This window comes from Streptomyces sp. CA189, assembly GCF_056428985.1.
In genome coordinates this window covers 261,645-281,650 of the sequence record NZ_JBWJVM010000002.1, presented here as the reverse complement: position 1 = coordinate 281,650, position 20,006 = coordinate 261,645, and the positions used below count along the sequence as shown (strand labels likewise).

General features: G+C 72.4%; 16 protein-coding genes and 1 pseudogene. 6 read left to right on the top strand and 11 right to left on the bottom strand.

Going from position 1 to position 20,006, the window contains the following annotated elements:
- Positions 1–100: 100 nt before the first annotated feature.
- From AC061S_RS03490 to AC061S_RS03480, 3 genes are read left to right on the top strand one after another with little or no spacing between them, the layout of a single operon-like run.
- Complete coding sequence (locus AC061S_RS03490) at positions 101–1,162, top strand: YndJ family protein (protein ID WP_478684309.1); 1,062 nt, start codon at positions 101–103, stop codon at positions 1,160–1,162.
- On the top strand, positions 1,159–1,761 hold the full coding sequence (locus AC061S_RS03485; RefSeq protein WP_478684308.1) for a DUF1990 family protein: 603 nt from the start codon (positions 1,159–1,161) through the stop codon (positions 1,759–1,761). The genes AC061S_RS03490 and AC061S_RS03485 overlap by 4 nt, the downstream gene beginning before the upstream one ends.
- Positions 1,719–3,182, top strand: a complete 1,464-nt coding sequence (locus AC061S_RS03480; protein WP_478684307.1) for a lipase maturation factor family protein — start codon at positions 1,719–1,721, stop codon at positions 3,180–3,182. The genes AC061S_RS03485 and AC061S_RS03480 overlap by 43 nt, the downstream gene beginning before the upstream one ends.
- On the opposite strand, the gene AC061S_RS03475 is transcribed toward AC061S_RS03480, so the two are convergent.
- A complete protein-coding gene (locus tag AC061S_RS03475; protein ID WP_478684306.1) occupies positions 3,168–4,151 on the bottom strand; it encodes an NAD-dependent epimerase/dehydratase family protein in 984 nt (327 codons plus the stop codon). The two genes, AC061S_RS03480 and AC061S_RS03475, sit on opposite strands and share 15 nt — an antisense overlap.
- A gap of 209 nt (positions 4,152–4,360) precedes the next feature.
- Complete coding sequence (locus tag AC061S_RS03470) at positions 4,361–4,537, bottom strand: hypothetical protein (RefSeq protein ID WP_478684305.1); 177 nt, start codon at positions 4,535–4,537, stop codon at positions 4,361–4,363.
- 312 nt (positions 4,538–4,849) lie between these two features.
- On the opposite strand from AC061S_RS03470, the gene AC061S_RS03465 reads away from it, so the two are divergent.
- Complete coding sequence (locus tag AC061S_RS03465) at positions 4,850–5,212, top strand: hypothetical protein (RefSeq protein WP_478684335.1); 363 nt, start codon at positions 4,850–4,852, stop codon at positions 5,210–5,212.
- Positions 5,213–5,280: 68 nt separating this feature from the next.
- Here the strand turns inward: AC061S_RS03465 and AC061S_RS03460 are convergent, their stop codons facing one another.
- On the bottom strand, positions 5,281–6,768 hold the full coding sequence (locus AC061S_RS03460; protein WP_478684304.1) for an SDR family NAD(P)-dependent oxidoreductase: 1,488 nt from the start codon (positions 6,766–6,768) through the stop codon (positions 5,281–5,283).
- Between the two features lie 201 nt (positions 6,769–6,969).
- On the opposite strand from AC061S_RS03460, the pseudogene AC061S_RS03455 reads away from it, so the two are divergent.
- A pseudogene (locus tag AC061S_RS03455) lies at positions 6,970–7,743 on the top strand (DMT family transporter); the annotation flags it as partial.
- A 138-nt stretch (positions 7,744–7,881) separates the two neighbouring features.
- Here the strand turns inward: AC061S_RS03455 and AC061S_RS03450 are convergent.
- Positions 7,882–9,234 carry a transglycosylase family protein gene (locus AC061S_RS03450; RefSeq protein ID WP_478684303.1) on the bottom strand — a complete coding sequence of 451 codons (1,353 nt, stop codon included), beginning with the start codon at positions 9,232–9,234 and terminating at the stop codon, positions 7,882–7,884.
- Positions 9,235–9,441: 207 nt separating this feature from the next.
- Between AC061S_RS03450 and gndA the strand changes: the two genes are divergently transcribed.
- On the top strand, positions 9,442–10,887 hold the full coding sequence (gene gndA, locus AC061S_RS03445) for an NADP-dependent phosphogluconate dehydrogenase (protein ID WP_478684302.1): 1,446 nt from the start codon (positions 9,442–9,444) through the stop codon (positions 10,885–10,887).
- Positions 10,888–10,912: 25 nt separating this feature from the next.
- Here the strand turns inward: gndA and AC061S_RS03440 are convergent, their stop codons facing one another.
- The 7 genes from AC061S_RS03440 to AC061S_RS03410 form a co-directional block, all read right to left on the bottom strand.
- The gene (locus AC061S_RS03440; protein WP_478684301.1) at positions 10,913–11,080 is read right to left on the bottom strand and encodes a hypothetical protein; all 168 of its coding nucleotides are present in this window, start codon (positions 11,078–11,080) and stop codon (positions 10,913–10,915) included.
- A gap of 41 nt (positions 11,081–11,121) precedes the next feature.
- Positions 11,122–11,760: an arylsulfatase gene (locus tag AC061S_RS03435; RefSeq protein WP_478684300.1), complete on the bottom strand. Its 639-nt coding sequence runs from the start codon at positions 11,758–11,760 to the stop codon at positions 11,122–11,124.
- Positions 11,754–12,116, bottom strand: coding sequence for a GNAT family N-acetyltransferase (locus AC061S_RS03430; RefSeq protein ID WP_478684299.1), 363 nt, complete (start codon positions 12,114–12,116; stop codon positions 11,754–11,756). Before AC061S_RS03430 ends, AC061S_RS03435 begins: the two co-directional genes overlap by 7 nt.
- A 14-nt stretch (positions 12,117–12,130) precedes the next feature.
- Positions 12,131–12,550, bottom strand: a complete 420-nt coding sequence (panD, locus tag AC061S_RS03425; protein ID WP_478684298.1) for an aspartate 1-decarboxylase — start codon at positions 12,548–12,550, stop codon at positions 12,131–12,133.
- Positions 12,551–12,823: 273 nt separating this feature from the next.
- Positions 12,824–14,074, bottom strand: a complete 1,251-nt coding sequence (locus AC061S_RS03420; protein ID WP_478684297.1) for a hypothetical protein — start codon at positions 14,072–14,074, stop codon at positions 12,824–12,826.
- On the bottom strand, positions 14,071–16,512 hold the full coding sequence (locus AC061S_RS03415) for a hypothetical protein (protein WP_478684296.1): 2,442 nt from the start codon (positions 16,510–16,512) through the stop codon (positions 14,071–14,073). Before AC061S_RS03415 ends, AC061S_RS03420 begins: the two co-directional genes overlap by 4 nt.
- Positions 16,509–19,961 carry a hypothetical protein gene (locus AC061S_RS03410; protein ID WP_478684295.1) on the bottom strand — a complete coding sequence of 1,151 codons (3,453 nt, stop codon included), beginning with the start codon at positions 19,959–19,961 and terminating at the stop codon, positions 16,509–16,511. The genes AC061S_RS03415 and AC061S_RS03410 overlap by 4 nt, the downstream gene beginning before the upstream one ends.
- Positions 19,962–20,006: the final 45 nt, after the last annotated feature.

Here is a 20,006-nt window from a genome sequence, read left to right as displayed (position 1 = left end):
CGCACCCGACCCTCTCTTGAACATGTTCAAGAGAGGGTCTAGGCTCACGATCGCGAGTTGAACGCGTTCAATGCGTTCGTTTCCGGGAGGGGGATCCGCGGTGACCGCACTGGTGAATCTGATCGTCACCCTGGGCATGCTCTACGTCGTCCCGGCCGGCCTGCGCCTGATCGATCCGGTCCGGTTCGGGCGGACGGCCCGGATCTGGCCGCTCTTCGCGGTCCCCGGAGCGGCCTGCCTGTGGCTGCCCCGGGGAGCCCCGGCCACCGTCCTCGCCGCGCTCTACGCGGCGGCGACGCTGGCCCTCGCGGTACGGGCCTCGACCCTCGCGGTACGGGCCCTGGCCCCCGCGGTACGGGCCCTGGCCCCCGCGGTACGGGCCCTGGCCCGGTCGGCGCGGAGCCCGGCCCGCGCGGCGCAGGCCCCGACCCGGCGGGCCCCGGTCGGCGCACCCGGGTGGGGCTTCGGCCCCGCCGGGGTGGCGGTGATCACCGCACTCGTGGCGCCCTCGGTCGCCGGGACCGCCCTGGTCGCCGAACGCGCCGGATACCGGCTCTTCGGCTTCGACCTCGACCTCCTGGCCCTGACCGTGCCGCACTTCCACTTCGCCGGCTTCGCCGCGGCCCTGGTCGCCGGGCTGGTGTGCCGGGCTTCCGCCGCCGGAGCCCTCGCGCGCTGGGCGGCGTACAGCGTGCCGGCCGGGACGGCGCTCGTGCTGCTCGGCTACTTCATCGACGACTGGGCCGAGCTGGTGGGCGCGGTGACGCTGACCGGCGGCATGTGGGCGGTGGCCCTGCTGACCTGGCGGGACGTCCGCCCCGGGGCCGCCGTGCGGGACCGGATCACCGGCGCGCTGCTCGCGGGCTCGGCGGCCGTTCTGGTGGCCACCATGCTGCTCGCCCTGTGGTGGGCGCTCGGCGAGGCCACCGGGATCGCGCACCCCACCCTGACCTGGATGGCCGCGACCCACGGCCTCGGCAACGCCCTCGGCTTCGGCCTGTGCTCGCTGCTGGCCTGGCGCCGCCTGACCGCCCGCCGGCCCGGACCACCCGTGGGGCCCCCGCCCGCCCCGCCCGCCCCGCCCGCACCGCCCGCCCCGGCCGCAGCGGCCGCAGCGGCCGCACCGCCCGCCCTGCCCGACCGAACGGAGATCCCGGCATGACCCGCCTCATCAGCGAAGGCCGCAGCACCTTCAACTACCCCGACCGGGGCGCCACGGCCCGGCGTCCGCTGCCCGCCGGGTACAACATCACCCGCCACCGCACCCGGATCGGGCAGGGGCAGGCCGCCCTCGACGCCGCCGGGGCCGCCGTCACCACGTTCCGCGCGCACCGCGCCTCGGGCATGCTCGTCACCGCCGGAGCGTTCCCCGTCCGGCCCGGCGACCGGGTCGTGGTCGGGATCGGGATGGGCCCGGTGCGGATCGACGCCCCGTGCGAGGTGATCTGGACCGCGTACGAGCCCCGGCGGACCGGTTTCGCGTACGGAACGCTCACCGGGCATCCCGCGTGCGGCGAGGAGTCCTTCGTGGTGGACATGGAGGCGGACGGCTCGGTGTGGTTCGAGGTGACCGCGTTCAGCCGCCCTGGAAGCTGGTACACCCGCCTCGCGGGCCCTGTCGTCCCCTTGCTCCAGCAGGCCTACGCCCGCCGCCTCGGGCACTGCGTCCGGCGGCTCGCCGCGGGCGCCCGGCCCGCGCCGGCCCGATACTGGAGGGGATGGACTGGTTCACGGCGCCCGGATACTGGCTGGGGCGGCTGATCTTCCAGCGGGCCCTGGCCGGTGTCTACCTCGTCGCCTTCGTCGGGGCCGCCCTGCAGTTCCGGGCACTGATCGGGGCGCACGGCATGCTGCCCGTGCCGCGCTACCTGCGGTACGTGCCCTTCCGTCGCGCCCCCAGCCTGTTCCACCTGCACTACTCCGACCGGTTCTTCGCCGCCTGCGCCTGGACCGGGGCGGCCCTGGCGGCGGCGCTCGCCGCGGGGGCCGGGGACGCGGTGCCGCTGGGCGCGGCGATGGCGATGTGGGCGCTGCTGTGGCTGCTGTACCTGTCGATCGTGAACGTGGGGCAGACCTGGTACTCCTTCGGCTGGGAGTCGCTCCTGCTGGAGGTCGGTTTCCTGGCCGTCTTCCTCGGCAACGCGCGGGCCGGGCCGCCGGTGCTGGTGCTGTGGCTGCTGCGCTGGGTGGTCTTCCGGGTGGAGTTCGGCGCGGGACTCATCAAGATGCGGGGCGACCCCTGCTGGCGCCGGCTCACCTGCCTGTACTTCCACCACGAGACGCAGCCGATGCCCGGCCCGCTGAGCTGGTTCTTCCACCATCTGCCGAAGCCGCTGCACCGGGTGGAGTGCGCCGCCAACCACGTGACCCAACTGGTCGTTCCCGTGCTGCTGTTCACCCCGCAGCCGGTGGCCTCGTACGCCGCCGGGATCATCGTGGCGACCCAGCTGTGGCTGGTGGTGTCGGGGAACTTCGCCTGGCTGAACTGGATCACGATCACGGCGGCCCTGCCGGCCTTCGACTTCAGCGCGTTCGCGGGCGCCCCGCCGCCGGCCGCCTCCCGGCAGGGGCCGCTCTGGTACGTGGTGCTGGTGTGCGCGGTGACCGCGCTGGTGCTGGTGCTGAGCCGGCATCCGGTGGCCAACATGGTCTCGCGCGGCCAGGTCATGAACCGGTCCTTCGACCCCCTCCACCTGGTCAACACCTACGGGGCGTTCGGCACGGTGGGCCGGATCCGCGAGGAGGTGGTGGTGGAAGGGACCGCGGACCGGCGGCCCCGGGAGGACGGCGCGTGGCGGGAGTACGGGTTCAGGGGCAAGCCGGGTGACGTGCGCCGGATCCCGCGCCAGTTCGCCCCGTACCACCTGCGCCTCGACTGGCTCATGTGGTTCGCGGCGCTCTCCCCCGGTTACGCCCGCGACTGGTTCGGGCCGTTCGTGGAGCGGCTGCTGGCGGGCGACCGGGACACCCTGAAGCTGATCCGGTACAACCCCTTCCCGGACGCGCCGCCGCGCTACGTCCGGGCGCGGCTGTACCGCTACCGGTTCACGACCTGGCGCGAACTGCGCGAGACCGGGGCGTGGTGGCACCGCACCCTGGTGCGCGAGTACCTGCCGCCGACCCGGCTCACGGAGGCGTCCTGGTCGGAGCCCCGGCCAGAACCCCGGTCAGAGCCCGAGTAGCTCCGCCTCCCGGTCCGCCGATATGCCCTTCTGCGGCCGGTCGGGCCGGTGGGGTGCGACTCCGCCGATCGACCCGAGCCAGGCCCAGGTGTCGGCGACGGTCTCCTCCACGGGACGGCAGACGAGGCCCGCCTCCAGCGCCTTGGTGACGTCCCCGCCGAACATGTAGTCGTGGAGCTCGCCCTCGGGGAGGTAGATGGGCAGCTCGGTCCAGGGCTCGATCCCGGCCTTCTCGATCACCGCCGAGTCGGTCCAGCGCGGCTCGGCCTCGGCGCCGGTGGCGGCGGCGCAGGCCTTCAGGAGGCCGCCCATGGTGGCGTGGCCGACCGGGGAGACCAGGTTGTAGGCGCCGCCGAGCCCGGCCGCTCCCGCGTCGAGGGCCCAGCGCGCCAGGTCGCGCACGTCGATGTACTGCAGTTGCAGTTCGGGGTGACCCGGGGCGAGGAAGGGGCCGCCGCGGGCGACGCGGTTCAGCCACCAGGGCAGCCGGCCGACGTTCTCGTACGGGCCGATGATCAGCCCGGCGCGCACCAGCAGGGCGCGGTCGCCGAAGGCGTCCAGCGCGGCGAGCTCACCGCCGCGCTTGTCCTCGGCGTAGGCGGTGGCCTCCGCGTCGGGCGAGCCCTCGACCACCGGGCCGTGCTCGTCCAGACCGGCGGGGGCGGGGTAGGCGTACACCGAGCGGCTGGAGATGTACACGTACCGGCCGACCCGGCCGGACAGCAGGCGGGCACTGTCGCGCACGGCGGTGGGGGCGCCGCCCCAGGTGTCGACGACGAGGTCCCACTCACCCTCGGCGAGGGCGTCCAGACCGCCGGGGGCGGTGCGGTCCCCGTGCAGGGCCGTGGTTCCCGGCGGGGGCGCGTGGTGCCCGCGGTGGAAGACGGTGACGTCCCACCCACGGCTCAGGGCGTCTTCGGTGATCGCGCGCCCGACGAATTCGGTTCCACCCAGCATCAGCAGCTTCATGCAGGTCAGCCTGCCCGGGAGCGGGGGTGCGCGGAACCTTTGATCGCCCACAGCGATGACGCCGACGGCGTACCGGCAGCGGGAACTTCCGGGCGCCGTCCGGCATTGAACGGCCCGGTCGGCGGTGGCACCACAGGCCGCCGCCCGCCGTCCCGGGTCTTCACACCGGGGACGACGGGCGGACCGCGCCGTACGGGTCCAGAGCGTGTCTAGTCGATGCCGGGCAGGATGTGCGGCTCCGCGAGGTCGTCCTCGTAGCCGGCGAGACGGATCGGGGCGGACCGGGCCCAGACCTCCAGGTTGCCGAGCGTCTCGGGGCGCTTCGCGCTCCGCGACCCCGTCCGTTCTCCGGGCGCCTGGTCGGTCGTCGTCAGTTCTGGCGTCACCGCGCACTCCTTTGTGTCGCGTAACCCGGCGGGCGAACCGCGCGCCGGTGCGGGAAGAGAGGGTTTCCGGACGCGGTGGCGCCTTGGTGGAGCGAGTGCCCGTGTGGGGCTCTCATGGCGATCAGAGTACACATATGAGCGCACCCCCGCTCGATGGAAAGGTAAAATCCACTCCGGACAGCTTGTTTTCGCCACGAGTTCATCACCTCGCACGGCGGCGCGTCGCGTACGGCTGATCTGCTCGACGGCGCCATACGGGTGATGCGCGGTCGGGCGACGGAAGGAACGACAGTGGCGAAGTCCGAAGTGCCGGTGGTCGTCGGAAGCGTCGGGGAACTGATGGACCTGCTGCGGAACGGGCGCGGCGACGGCAACGGGCTGCGGGTGGCGGCGCTGCTGCGCCGTTCGCACCCCTTCGACAAGGAACTGCAGGTCGCGGGGCTGCTGATCGACCACCCAGCGGAGGCGATCCGCCCGTTGCTGGGCGAACGGGTGGCCCGGCTCGTACGGCTCCACGGGCCCGGCGCGGCGGCGCCCGGGCCGGACCCCGACGCGGAGTCCCTCGGTCACGCGGCCGAAGCGGGCCGGTCCCCGGGCCTGGACGCGGGTGTGCTGGAGGACTGGCGGCCGGTGCTGGAGCTGGTCGCCGCCGGGGCCTACGGGCGCACAGCCTGAACGGAGCGCGCCCCTGGTCTCCCTCAAGAGGGGGACCAGGGGCGCGCGGGTGACGCGGGAGGTGCGGCCTACCAGTTGGCGGGTGCGTAGTCCTTGAGGAAGACGCCGTACAGGTCCTCGCCGAGCTCGCCGCGGACGATCGGGTCGTAGACCCGGGCCGCGCCGTCGACCAGGTCGAGGGGGGCGTGGAAGCCCTCCTCGGCGAGGCGGAGCTTGTCGAAGTGCGGGCGCTCGTCGGTGATCCAGCCCGTGTCGACCGAGGTCATCAGGATCCGGTCGGCCTGGAACATCTCCTGGCCGCTGGTCCGCGTCACCATGTTCATCGCGGCCTTGGCCGCGTTGGTGTTCGGGTGTCCGGCGCCCTTGTAGCCGCGGCTGAAGACACCCTCCATCGCGGAGACGTTCACGATGTACGCCCGCCCGCCGTCCGACTTCCGGGCCGCCTCGGCCATGGCCGGCCGGAGCGCGCTGATCAGGATGAACGGCGAGGTGTAGTTGCACAGCTGGGTTTCGAGCAGCTCCACCGGGGAGATCTGGTCGATGGTCTGCACCCAGGTGTTGCTGTCGACGACGTCGGGCAGCAGGCCGCCCGCGTCGATGGCGGTTCCGGCGAGGTGCCGCTCCAGGCTGGCGTTGCCCGCGACCAGGGCCAGGTCGGCGACCTTCTGCGCCTCGAGCCCGCTCACGCCGATGGGCAGGGCCGCCAGGCCGTCGACCGCGCCGGAGTTGAAGGCGCCGATGACGTGGTGGGCGGGAAGCTCGCCCGCCGGCAGCGGGGCGCCCTCCCCCTCGACCAGCGCCGCGTAGGCGGACGGCAGGCGGCGTACGGTCTGCGTCGCGTTGTTGATCAGAACGTCGAGCGGACCGGCCGCCGCTACCTGGTCGGCGAGCGCCACGGCCTGGGCCGGATCGCGCAGGTCGATGCCCACGACCTCCAGGCGGTGCATCCAGTCCGCCGAGTCCTCCATCGCCTTGAAGCGGCGGATGGCGTCCTTGGGGAAGCGGGTGGTGATCGTGGTGTGGGCGCCATCGCGCAGCAGCCGTAGCGCGATGTACATGCCGATCTTCGCGCGGCCGCCTGTGAGCAGCGCGCGCTTGCCGGTGAGGTCGGCGCGGGCCTCCCGCTTGGTCCGGTTCACGGTGGCGCAGTCCTGGCAGAGCTGGTGGTAGAAGTAGTCGACCTCTACGTAGCGCGTCTTGCAGATGTAGCAGGAGCGAGGGCGCTGGAGGATTCCGGCGATCCGTCCGGCCTCCGTGACAGAGGAGGGCAGCAGGCCCTCGGTCTCGTCGTCGATGCGCTCGGCGGAGCCGGTCGCGGTCGCCTCGGTGACGGCCTTGTCGTTGGCGGTCTTGGAGGCGCGCCGGTCCTGGCGGCGGCGCTGCTTGACCGTCCGGTACAGTCCGGCGGTGGCGCGGCGCACGGTGATCGCGTCCGGGTGGTCGACGTCGAGCTTGTCGAGCTCGTCGAGCACGCTGAGGCAGAGGGCCAGGCGGTCGGGGTCGATGCCGGGCCCGAAGGCGTGGCCCTGCTCCTGGCTGTCTTCGGTCACCGTCATACCCGCTGCAGTTCCTTGATCATTCGTCCGCGTCCGCCGGATGCGGAAGTCCCCAAAAGGGCTAGTGTACGGATCCCCCGGGCGGGAAGACAAACGCACTCCCCCGCTCCCGGCTACTGCGTTCGGAGTACGCCCAGCGGCGTACCCGTGCCCGCCTCTAGGGGGAGGAATAGCTCTCCGGACTCGGGCATTGTGACTTTTATGAGTGCCCTAGCTTTTTCGGTCCTGCTGTGCCTGGTGTCCGCCGTGGCGTATGCGGCCGGAGCGATCGTCCAGGAGCGGGTCGCGTCCGTCACCACGGGCCGGCCGTACGCCCCGGTGCGCCGGCCCGCCTGGTACGCCGCGATCGCGCTGAACGGCCTGGGCGCCCTGCTGCACGTGGTGGCGCTGGCCTACGGACCACTGAGCCTGGTGCAGCCGCTCGGCGCTCTCACCATCGTGTTCGCGCTGCCGATGGCGGCCGTGTTCGTACGGCGCCGGGCTGGAGCCGCCGCCTGGCGCGGGGCCGTCCTGGCCACGGCCGGGCTGGCCGGGCTGCTGGCCCTGACGGGCGGGGGCGGGCGGGCCGAGCAGTCCCTCTCGGGCGCGGAGCAGAGCCTGCTCCTGGCGGCGACCGGCGCCCTGGTGTCCGTGCTGTTCCTCGCCGCGCGCCGGGTGCGGCGGGTCGTCGCGCACAGCGTGCTGCTGGCCACGGCGGCCGGGGCCGCCTTCGGGATGGCCTCGGTGTTCACGAAGTCGGTGGCCGAGAGCTTCGCCCCGGACGCGCTGGTCACCCTGTGGCCGGAGCTGACCGCGATCGCCGCGCTCGCCGCCGCCGGACTGCTGCTGTCGCAGGCTGCTTACCGGGGCGCCGGGCTGACCGCGCCGCTGGCCACCGTGACGGTGGCCAACCCGGTGGTCGCGGCGGCGGTCGGCATCGCGCTGTTCGACGAGGGCTTCCGCTACGGGGCGGCCGGCGCCGCCGCGGCGCTGGTGAGCGCGGCAGCAGCGGCGACCGGGCTGGTCCTGCTCACCGTCGCGCCCCGGGACGGGCACGTGCTCGTACCGTCGGGACCGACAGCGGCACCCGCACCGGCTGCGGCCGGGACTCGGACCTCGGCCTCGGCCCAGGCTTCAGATGGCGACTCCGTGGGCCCGCAGGTACTTCAGCGGGTCGATGTCGGTGCCGTAGCCGGGTCCCGTGCGCACCTCGAAGTGCAGGTGCGGCCCGGTCGAGTTGCCGGTCGAGCCCGAGCGGCCGATCCGCTGCCCGCCGGAGACCGCCGAACCGGCTTTGACCGAGAGCGCCGAGAGGTGCGCGTACTGGGAGTACCGGCCGTCGGTGTGCCGGATGACGACCTGGTACCCGTACGCACCGGCCCAGCCCGCTGAGACGACCTGCCCGCTGCTGACGGCCTTGACCGTGGTGCCGGTGGACACCGGGAAGTCGATGCCGGTGTGGTAGCCGCTGGACCAGGACGAACCCGCGACGTGGTACGCAGTTCCGAGGCCCGCGGCGACCGGGGCGCTGAAGGCTCCGGAGGGGGCCTGCGGCTTTTCCGCGGGCTTCTCGGCGGGCTTTTCCGCGGGTTTCTCGGCCGGTTTCTCGGCGGGCTTCTCGACGGGCTTTTCGGCCGGCTTCTTACCGGCCTGCTCGACGGGCTTCGCCGGTTCCACGGGCTTCACGGGTTCGGCCGTGCGCGGCGGCTTCTCCGGATTCGGCGCGGGCGGCGCGGCCGTGACGCGCAGGGCGAGCCGCTGCCCGGGGAAGATCAGGTCCGGATCGCCGCCCACGACGGCCCGGTTGGTCTCGTACAGGGACTGCCAGCCGCCCTCGACGTGCTGCTCGGTGGCGATCGCCGACAGCGAGTCGCCGGGGGCGACGACGTAGGGGCTGGGCAGGACGGAAGTCCCGGTCGGCCGGGGCGTCGTGCCCTGCGGAGCGGTCTGCGGAGCGGTCTGCGGAGCGGTCTGCGGAGCGGTCTGCGGAGCGGTCTGCGGAGCCGCTTTCGGGGCGGCCTCGGGAGCCGCCTGCGCCGCGGTCTTCGGAGCCGCCGCCTTCGCGGGGCCCGCCGCCTTGCCCTGCGCGCCGAGAGCGGGCGCCGGGCCGCTGCGGCTGAGTCCGGCCTGCTTCCCGCAGACCGGCCAGGCCTGCGGCCCCTGGCCCTTCAGCACCTTCTCCGCCACGGCGATCTGCTGTGCCTTGGTGGCCTGATCGGCGCGGGCGGCGTACGCGGTGCCGCCGAAGGCGCGCCAGGTGCTCTGGCTGAACTGGAGCCCGCCGTAGTAGCCGTTGCCGGTGTTGATGTGCCAGTTGCTCGTGGACTCGCAGGCGGCGACCTTGTTCCAGGTGTCCACCGAGGCCGCGTGTGCCGCGCCCGCGCCCATCAGGGGCAGCGCTATCCCGGCTCCGCCGGCGGTGACGACGAGCGAAGCACGGTTGATGCTGCTCGGCTGATACCGGCGGTGCCGGCCCCGTACACCCATGGGAGCCCCCATCGAAGACATCAGGAACCCCGCAACCTAACGCCACGGCCGGAGCATGACAAGGCGCACAACACAACGCATTCGAGCGGAAGTTGATTTCCCGCCGAATGTAGGACACCGGTAAGGATCTCCACCGGGGTAGCGTCGGTGTTCCTGCATTCCGCCGCACATCGAATGCACTGTCGACGCACTCAGGAGCGCACGCACATGACCAGCAGCACGGCCCAGATCGGCGTCACCGGACTCGCGGTGATGGGCAGCAACCTCGCCCGCAACTTCGCCCGCAACGGATTCACCGTCGCCGTCCACAACCGCACGACCGCCAAGACCACGGCGCTCGTGGAGGAGTTCGGACACGAGGGCTCCTTCGTGGCCGCCGGGACCTCGAAGGAGTTCGTGGACGCCCTGGAGCGCCCGCGCCGTCTGATCATCATGGTCAAGGCCGGCGCGCCCACCGACGCGGTGATCCGCGAGTTCGCCCCGCTGCTGGAGCCGGGCGACGTGATCATCGACGGCGGAAACGCCCACTTCGAGGACACCCGCCGCCGCGAGAAGGAGCTGCGCGAGCAGGGCCTGCACTTCGTGGGCGTCGGCATCTCGGGCGGCGAGGAGGGCGCGCTGCTCGGTCCGAGCATCATGCCCGGCGGATCCGAGGAGTCGTACGCCTCGCTCGGCCCGCTGCTGGAGAAGATCTCCGCCAAGGCCGCCGACGGCACTCCCTGCACCTCGCACGTGGGCCCCGACGGTGCCGGGCACTTCGTGAAGATGGTGCACAACGGCATCGAGTACGCCGACATGCAGCTCATCGCGGAGGCCTACCACCTGCTGCGCGAGGTGGCCGGCTACTCCCCCGCGAAGATCGCCGAGACGTTCCGGTCCTGGAACAGGGGCCGGCTGGACTCGTACCTGATCGAGATCACCGCCGAGGTGCTCGCGCACACGGACGCCGCGACGGGACGGCCGTTCGTGGACGTGGTCGCCGACGCCGCCGAGCAGAAGGGCACCGGGCGCTGGACCGTGCAGATCGCCCTCGACCTGGGCGTGCCGGTGTCCGGGATCGCGGAGGCGGTCTTCGCCCGCGCGGTTTCGGGCCACGGCGAGCTGCGTACGGCCGCGCGGGGGCTGGCGGGGCCGCAGGCCGAGCCGCTGTCCGCCGAGGCCGCTGACGCCTTCGCCGCCCAGGTGGAGCAGGCCCTGTACGCCTCGAAGATCGTCTCTTACACGCAGGGCTTCCACCAGATCCAGGCCGGCAGCGAGGAGTACGGCTGGGGCGTGGACCCGGGCGCCGTGGCCTCGCTGTGGCGCGGCGGCTGCATCATCCGGGCCGCGTTCCTGGACCGGATCCGCGCCGCGTACGACGCCCGGCCGGAGCTGCCGAGCCTGCTCGCCGACGCCGGGTTCGCCGACGAGATCGGCGCCGCGCAGCACGACTGGCGCGAGGTGCTGGTGGCGGCGGTCCGCCAGGGCATTCCGGTACCGGCCTTCGCGGCCTCGCTGGCGTACTACGACGCCCTGCGCTCGGAGCGGCTCCCGGCGGCCCTGACCCAGGGCCAGCGCGACTTCTTCGGAGCGCACACCTACCGGCGCACCGACCGCGAGGGCTCGTACCACACGCTGTGGAGCGGCGACCGCTCCGAAGTCCGTACGGACTGACGCGGCGGACCGCCCCGGCTCCGCGTCAGCTCAGCGGCTCCGGCGGGGGCGGCGGCGCGGGGCCGGGCGGCGGCGGCACCGGGTCGGGTTCGGGCACCGGCCCCGGTGTCGGCGGCTCGGGCCGGGGCAGCGGCGCCGGATCGGGGAACGGACTCGGCAGCGGAGCCGGGTCCGGGACGGGAGGCTGTGTCATACCTCCAGCCTCCCCCTGTCCCGGTTCCGGCGCCCGCCGGGCTACTGCCCCAGGGCGGCCGCGAGGCCCGACGCGGGGCTGGACAGGACCGGCACAGCGGTGGTGACCAGGGCCTGCGCGCCCGCCATGGAGACTTGGGCGAGGACGATGACGTCCGTGTCGGCGACCGCGTCCGCCGCGTCGGCCACGAGACCGAGGCAGCCGGCCGCGTCGCCCGCCGCGAAGCGGTCCCAGGCCCCCTCGACCACCCGGGTACGGATCGACACCGGCCGGCCGGCCCTCCCGGCCTCCTCCGCCAGCAGCTCCGCCGTCGGGGCCAGCGTCGACTCCACGGTGGCCAGTACGAGGATCCGCGGCCCGGTACGGACCGCGGCGGCCGCCAGCGGGCGGTCGACGCGGAGCACCGGCACGCCGAGCTCCCCGGCCAGCGACTCGGCGACGGCCCCGATCGAGGAGCAGGTGACCAGGACGGGCCCGTCGGAGCCCGCCAGCAGCTCGCGCACGGCCGGGGCCTGCGACGCGGGTCCCAGCTCGCGGGCGCGTTCCAGCAGCTCCGGCACCACCAGGTGGCGCAGGACGGCGCCCGGGTGGTGCCGGTCGCGCAGGGCGTCGAAGACCGGGACGTGCACGGGTGAGGTGTGCAGCAGGGTCAGGACGTCCGGCGCGGCTGCCGTCACCACAGGTCGGAGTCCGAGTCGAGCTGCGCCTTGGCGGCGGCCACCACCCCGGCCGGCGCCTCGGGCGCCTGCTCGGGATGTTTGGCGGCCCAGCTCGCGGCATAGGGGCAGAGCGGGACGACGGGAACGCCCTCGTCGGCCGCGATCCCGTAGAAGGTCTTCACCAGGTTCCCGGCGATCCCGCGTCCCTCGTGCCCCGGCTCGACGATGGTGTGGACCGCCACCAGGGCGTGGGGGGCCTCGGCGAGCACGAAGTAGGCGATGTGTCCGACCACCGCCCCGTCCTCGACGGCCAGCAGCCTCCCGGCCGCGCGGTCGTCCACGATCTTGATCGATTCACTCGACCCGGTCTGCGTCATCGTCCCGACTCCCCTCAGACAGCCACCGCGTGGGGGCTGCGCTCCTGGTCCGTTCCCGGAACCGGGGCGGACGGATCCACACCCAGCTCGATGATGCGATTGTCGCCGTCGACGTGGACGACGCGCGGCTCGAACACGCGTGCCTCGGCGTCGTCCACCTGCGCGTAGCTGATGAGGATGACCAGGTCACCGGGGTGCACGAGGTGCGCGGCGGCCCCGTTGATCCCGATGACCCCCGAACCGCGCTCGCCCTCGATGACGTACGTCTCCAGCCGTGCCCCGTTGGTGATGTCCACGATGTGCACGAGCTCGCCGGGCAGCAGGTCCGCCGCGTCGAGGAGATCGGCGTCGACGGTCACGGACCCGACGTAGTGCAGGTCGGCCTGGGTGACGGTGGCCCGGTGGATCTTGGACTTGAACATGGTACGAAACATGAAGAAGCTCCCGATATGTCTGCTCCCTGCCTGCTTCACGCAGGTCAAGGGCGGTCCCGGCAGCCTACAACCGTTCGCGAGTTCGGTCAGCTTTCCCCAGGTCTTCCAGGACTCACGCTGACCGGTCGCTGACTTTTCTGACGCGAGATCAGCCGACCCGGAACCTGCGCCGAGCCCTCCGCGCCCCTCCCGCACTCGTGCGCGGGAGGGGCGCGGGCTACTGCGTGACCCGGACAGCGGGGGCATACCTCTGACCCATGGTGGGGCCGACCCTCATGGAGTGTCCGCCGTCGCATCGACGGCCTGGGCCCGGGACGCGGCCAGAGCCTGATCCCCGGCGGCGCGCTCCCCTGAGGTCAACTCCCGTAGTGGCAGGTCCGCCCCCATCGGGAACCAGGACGTGCGGAGGGCGACGTGAGCCGAGCCGGGACTCTCCCGCACACCGAACCAGACTTCTTGGTTCGCCCCGACCGGGAGGGTGAGGTTGTAGTACCCGGGTGCCGAACCGGACTGGCGCAGTACGGGAGCGGTCCGCGTATGGCCCGCCATCCCCCGGCCGACCTCCAGTACGACGCGATCCGCGTCGATCGGGGCGCCCGCGGGCACGATGAGCTCGCAGACCAGGAATCCGGCGGTCTGGCTCATCTTCCGGAAGGGGTCGTCCATCGATGGGGCCAGGCCCGTCTCCCAGGTCTGCACGTGGGGCCTGCGGATCACTCCCAGGGTGGAGAGCCTCGCGGTGCCGTTGGCCGTGAGGTTGCGGACGGTCAGGTCCGGCGTCCTGACCGACACCCGGGCGGAGAGGGTACGGCTGACGCGGGATCCACCCGCGCCGTACGTGGCACGCATGTGGAGGGTGGTGTCCGAGGTGAGCCCGGTGAGCCGGACCGACTCCTCGGCGGATACGTCGTGATACGCCCCTTGGTGGAGCAGCTCGTACGTGGTGTCGGCCGACCGGTCCCAGGTCAGGGTGACCGAACCGCCGCTGTCGACCACCGGTGGGTCGGCGGTGAACCAGCCCAACTGGAAGGCGCCGGGGAACTTGCCCACGGGGAAGGAGACCGCGGCCTCCCGGAATGCCCCCTCGCCGGTCCTGGAGCGCTCGGTCACGGTGACCGGCACCATGCCGGTGCTCCGGTTGACGGGGATACCGGAGATCTGAAGCGTAATTCCCGTGTCCTCCTCGACGATCGCCGAGCCGCCCGGGGGCGTGAAGACGAAAGCACCGGCCGAGGAATCGTATGACGCTGCCCAGTCGGGGAGGTTGATCCTCGCGGTGGCCCGCTCCGGAGCGTCGCCGAGTTCGCCGGAGCCGCCACCGGCGGGGAAGTGAACCGTGATCCGGCTCACGGTCAGCGGGGCGCGGCCGCGCCGACCACCGACGAGGATGAGCTCGCCGAGCAGTGGCGGCGAAGCCGCGTCCGCCGGTGAGACGCGGAGCGGATCCGGATCGGTCAACAACTGCCAGGCCAGTCCTGGTGTTCCGGAGGTGCCCGTGACCCCCGCCTTGATCGTCGCTGTCATGAGGGCAGCTCGCTTTCGGTTGCGCCGGCCGGTGCGCTGTCCGGCTCCACGACCAGGTCCAGATCCGGGCCGAAGGGGTGCCAGGCCATCCGGCAGGAGACGCTCGTACGGTCCACCGGGTCTTCGGCCTCGGTGTGGAGCCGGATGTGAGCCCCGAGCGGTACGGGCAGCGTGATCGGGTACTCGACCGGAAGCTCTCCGAGGTGACGGAGCAGGGGCGCTGTGCAGCGGTAGGCATCGCCGTCGATCTCGACGATCAGGGTGGCCTTGCGGTTCAGCTCGGCTTCCGTCTCGGCCCGCTGCCGCAGCGCGACACTACAGACGATCAACCCGTCGGTGGGGGCTGTCGCGCTGAACGGCTGCGCCCGGGCCGGGGTGGTTCCCGTCTCCCAGTCGCGGGCGCGCGGGCCCCGGAGGAAGGGGCCGAGGTCGTTGCGGAACCAGTGTCCGCCGGTGACGGTGAGGTTCCGTACGGTCAGATCCGGCTGGTCGACGCGTACCTTGGCGTCCAGGATCCTGACGGCCTGTCCGGAGCCGGTGCCGTTGACACCGCGCAGGTGGAAGGTGGTGTCCGCGGTGATCCCGGTGACGACGCGGCTGTCGATCCCGGTCACGTCGAGTTCGACATCGTCGTACTGCAAGGTCAGCTCCGCCTCCTCCGAGCTGTCCCAGGTCAGGAGGGTGGTACCCCCGCGGTCGATGTTCGCCGGGGTGCAGAGGAGGTTCCCCAGCCGGAACTCCGGCGGGAATTTGCCGATGTCGAATCTGGTCGTCCGGTCCGTGAACTCCCCGTCACCACCGATCCGCGACGTCTCGGTCACCGTCATCGGGACGGATCCGACGAGCCCGTTGACCGGAATGCCGGCCAGGATGAAGGCGAGCCCGGTGTCCGGGCCGACCATCGGAGCGTCGGCGGGCGGGGTGAAGACGAACCGGGAGCCGAGGGCGTCGAACGTGCTCCGCCAGCCGGGCTGGTTGACCGACGGGGTGATGCGTCCGGGCGCCGACGTCAGGTGTGCCGCTCCCGGTCCATTCGGTACGGACACGGCGATGGACCGGATCTCCAGCGGTGTCGCGCTGCGCAGGGACGCCGCGATGACGATCCTGCCGGTTCGCGAGACCCTCAGCGGATCCGGTTCGGTGACCGGCGCGAAGGCCAGGACCGTACCCTCACGGCGGACGCCCGCCCCGCGGGGCCCGTTGCACAGCAGGTCCATCGGCCCGTACCACCGCTGCATTCCACCCACCCACGTGGGTGAGACGTCCGCGTCGTGGGACCGGTGGACGAAGACCGCGCTGCCGCTGGGGGCGGGAAAGGTGACGGTGCCCAGCCCGCCGGTATCCGACCCGAGCACCGGAGCACCAGCGGGATACAGTCGGCCCAGGGCAGGAGCGTCGCCGGACTCGGCGGTCGGCGGTTGATCCGCGGACTGGTGGTGCAGGACCCGGAAGCGCATCTCGGCCCGGGAGCCGGAGCCTTCCGGGCCGGCCAAGTTCCCGCCGGTCACGTGGACCCCACCCACGATGACGCGGTCGATCGGCATGAGCCAGGTGGCCGGCACGGGTGTGACGGGCGCGAGACCACGGGGCCAGGACTGGAGGCCGCCATGGGTGAAGACGTCCGGTCCTAGGCTGCGGATCTCCGCCGATCCGGTGACGGTGAGGTCGTTGACCACGCGGTCCGGGTCGGTGACGGTGATGTCGGTGCTGAGTACCTGAACGGCTTCCGCGCCGCCGCCCTCGAAGGCCGCGCGCAGATGAACCGTGGTGTTGTCGGTGAACCCGCCGAGGGTCAGTGTGGTCTCGCCGGTGACATCGACGGGCTGCCCGCCGCCGTACAGGATCTCGCACCGCGCGTCGGGGGACACTTCCCAGGTGAGGACGGTCGCGCCCCCGTTGCCGACGACCGGTGGGTCGGCCCGGAGGTACCGGACGTAGGAACGGGCCGGGTACTTGCCCACGTCGAACCCGGTCCGCGCGGTGGTGAAGGCCGCCGATCCGGTGCGGGAGCGTTCGGACACGGTGATCGGGGCGTTGCCCAGCACCCGGTTGACCGGGATCTCGGAGAGGGTGATCGTGACGTCCTGACCCGCCCGGAAGGTATGGTGCGCGGCCGTCGGGCTGAACTCGAACTCCTTGGTGCTCGCGTTCAGCCGGGAGGTCCAGCCCGACAGACTGATGTGCGGGGTGGTCTTGGCCAGGTCCTCGCTCAGGTCCGGGGACATCGGACCGGCCGGGACCTTCACCTTGATCCACTGCACGTCCAGGTCTGCGGCCCCGGCCGGCAGGCCGGCGACGACGACCAGTGAGCAGGTCTCTGCCGGGGTCGTCGGGTTCTCCGCGGAGACCGGTACTCGCGCCGGGTCCGAGGTCAGGCCGTACGAGAGTCCCGGCTCGGCGAGCACGCCGGCGTCCGCGCCGGACAGGATGAGCGTCATGAGGCGCTCCCGTCGGCCCGGGTGTGTGCGGCGGCGTTGTCCAGGGTCAGGAATCCGGAGCGGATCTCCGGCTCGGTGAGCGGCAGATCGTGCGGATCCTGGGCGAGCACCGGCAGGCGTGCCGTCCCCGTGCCGCGCCGCTCGGTCCAGCTCCAGGTGCCCACGACGGTCTCCGGCGTGGACAGCAGGGCCGTCTCGATCAGCGTGCCTTCCGCCTCGGACGCGAGGCCGACGGTTCCGGCGAGCAGCGGTCCGGTCCGGAAGTTGACGGACATCCGGTTCAGTGCCGCGTCGGTGAACTCCTGCGGCACGAAGACCTTCCGGGTCGCGAGGATGTCGGTCGTCGCGTGCACCGCGGCGCGCGGGTCGAGGAGCACGGTGAGCGTGGCACTGGTGTGGTCGCCGAAGTTGAGGCGCAGCCTGGGGACGTCGCCGATGGGCCGCAGGTAGCCGCCGCCTGTCCCGACCGGGTCGATCGCGGTCTCGAAGTGCTCGTAGTCCTCGTCCAGGACGTAGCCGACCAGCCCGTCGTCGGCCTGCTGTCCCTCACCGACACGGATCACCCAGGAGTACGTGTCCACCTGCGGAGTCGGCGGGTCGAAGAGGGTCTGCCAGCTGACGTCGGTGCGCAGCGGTCCGTGGATCTCCATCGTGAGGCGGGTGCGGACCAGGGCCAGCGGGCGGCCGAGCAGGAAGCCGAGGTTCGGATCGGCCGGGCCCTCGGGATCGATGGTCTCCAAGGTGCGGTCCACCGTGGCGCGGAAGTCCTCGAAGGTCTGCGGGCCCTTGTCCTTGATCGCCTTGAGGAAGTCGTGCGCGTGCTCGGACACCCCGCGCAGCTGATCGAACGCCGTGATGTCCGAGCCCGGGTACGGCGTCCAGGTGACCGCGCGCTGCCCGTCCCTGCCCAGGGTGACGCGCAGGTCGCCGAGGGCGGCGGCATCGGAGGAGTAGACGGCGAGGGACCGGTCCAGGCGGTTGTGCAGCAGCCACGCGCAGACGGGGTTGGTGCCGGGGGTCAGTTCGACGTCCGTGTCGTCGGCCGCGTCGAGGAAGTCGAAGCGCAGTCGGGCCGGCTGGAGCAGGCGTGGTCTGAGTTCCACGAGGCGGCTGCTGTCGTAACCGCTGACGGGGTGGGCGGGGCGCATGGCCCGGGTCATCTCGGGCCGGAAGTGCTCGGGCCGGTCGATGAGGTTGACGGAGCGCCCGAAACGGTCGACCACGGCGAGGTCGAGGAACGCGATCTGGCCGGCCCGCAGTTCCTGGAAACGGGAGGCGGGCCACTCGTCCCAGTCGCTGGCGGGCAGGCCGCCGGGGTCGGGCGGGGAGAAGTCGCCGTTGCCGACGAGTTCCGCGACGTCGCCGGGGGGCTGGAGTCCGCCGCCGGCCATGCGCTGGCCGATGGCGGCGCCGAAGCCGTCCATGGTCTGGGAGAGCACGTCGGTCTCACGGGCCTCGGAGCGCAGTCGGCGGATGGTGTCGTCCGGCAGGTCCTGCCGGTTGCGGGTGTAGGTGGCGAGTTCGCCTTCGAGGATGTGCCCGGCGCTGGGGGCGAGGAGTTGTCGGCCGGAGACGACGAGAGGGGTGCCGGGGCTGCCTGTGCCCTTCCACTGGTAGCGGGAGCGTTCGATGAACTCCCAGTGGGCGGTGCCCTCTTCGCGGAAGGGCAGCGGGAAGTACTCGGCCTTCCAGAGGAGGTAGAGGGGCTGCCAGGGCATACGCCAGGCCTCGGTGCCGTATTCGGGCAGGAGCCCGGTCACCTCGGTGATGGCACCGCCCTTGAGCGCCCGGTCCAGGATGAGGAACTCACTGAGGAGGGCCGGGAAGCAGGCGGGGAGGTGGGTGAGGACCAGCTGGGAGGCGACGGCCGCCACGGCGGTGGTGTCGATCCCGGAAGCGCGGGTGACGAGCCGCTCGGGAGTGCGGCAGGGCAGATTGGTGTCGCGGGTGAGCGGGGCGTGGAGCTTGCCGCCCTGGAGCGCGATCACCGGGTCCGCGGAGTATTCGAAGTCCTGCCGGGGTGTGCGGATGAGGCGGCGGGCGGCGCGCGTCCCGAAGTCGGGGTACCGGGCGTCGACGGCGGCGGCGAGTTCCTCCTCCGACCGGCCCCAGGGCAGGTCGGCGCGTACGGTGGTGAGCTGCCGGGCGAGAGCCATGACCCGGCCTGCGGCGCCGTCCGGGTTGGCGGGGTCGAGTTCGTCGTCGATGTGGTCGGGGAACTCCGGGGACCGGTTCTCCCGTTGGCTGAGCCACCACAGGTGGTAGAGCCGTTCGCGGGCGGCCGTCAGTTCGCGCTCCAGGGCGTCGTGTCCGGCCTGCCGGGTGTTGAGTTCGGCGAGCAGTGCGCCTTCGGCGGCCCGTTGGCCGCTGCGGGCCGCGGTGGGCAGTTCGCCGACATCCTCGCCTCGTGCTCCGATGAACCAGGCGTACCCGCCGGGCACCGGGCCGAAGCCGGTGTCGTGGGCGCGCCGCTCGGTGAGGAGCGCGGCGTCGGGCCTGTCGAGTTCGTCGAGGGCTTCCGCCCCGCCGAGCAGGAAGGCCCGGAACAGGTCCGCGTCGTCTGCGGCGAGCGCGCCGTCGGCCGAGGCGCTCAGGTCGCCCAGGGCTTCCACGACACTGTTGGCGAGCATGACGGTGATGTCCCCGCGCGCGGGGCAGTCGGACTCCGGCACGGGTCCGTCGAGGTTCCAGTCGAGGCCGAGCACCGTGCCGGTGTGGACGGACGTGCGGATCCCGCTGCCAGAGCCCGGCGGGGCGATCCAGCCGAGGCGGTCGAGGAGGTCGGCCAGGTCGTCGGTACCGGCGAGGATGTCGCCGGCAGGGTCGGCGTACCAGCCGGCGACGAAGTAGCTGAGCCTCTCGTTGGCGGGTACGCCGTCCAGGGTGTCGTGCAGGGAGAAGACGTTCTCGTTGTACGGCTGGAAGACGGAGAACGTCAGCAGGCCGGGGCCGATCGCGGTGAGGAACGGGGGGCGCGGTCCGCCCGGTTCGGTCCAGGCTCCGTTGAGTTCGTGGCACCTTCCGATGAGGGTGGCCTCGGGGTGGTCCGTCTGCGGGTCCTGGAAGGAGACGGTGCCGTCCATCGGGTCGAGGTAGTCGCTCTCGACCACCCATCCCTTGAGGGTGCGGGTGCTGTCCTGGTGGCGGACGACGAGCCATCGGTTGGGGACCAGCGGGAAGTCGCCGATCCCCTCCTCCTCGTCGTGCCGGCCGCGGGTGAGAGCGGCGGGCAGCTCCCATTGGAGGTAGACACCCAGGCGGTCGGGGCGCCCGGTCCACTCCTCGGGGCTCGTAAACGGCTCGGGTTCGGGCGGCACTCCCTGCTCGAATCCGCGGAAGTTCGTGGTCCAGCGGTGGATGACGTGTCGGCTTCCGCTGTCGCGGGTCGCCTTGTTGACCGCCAGAGCGGCCACCTCTACCGGCACGACAAGGGTGGTGTCCACAGACATGGGTCGGTCTGCCTCTCGTGGGTTCTGACGCGGGTCGGTCGTCGG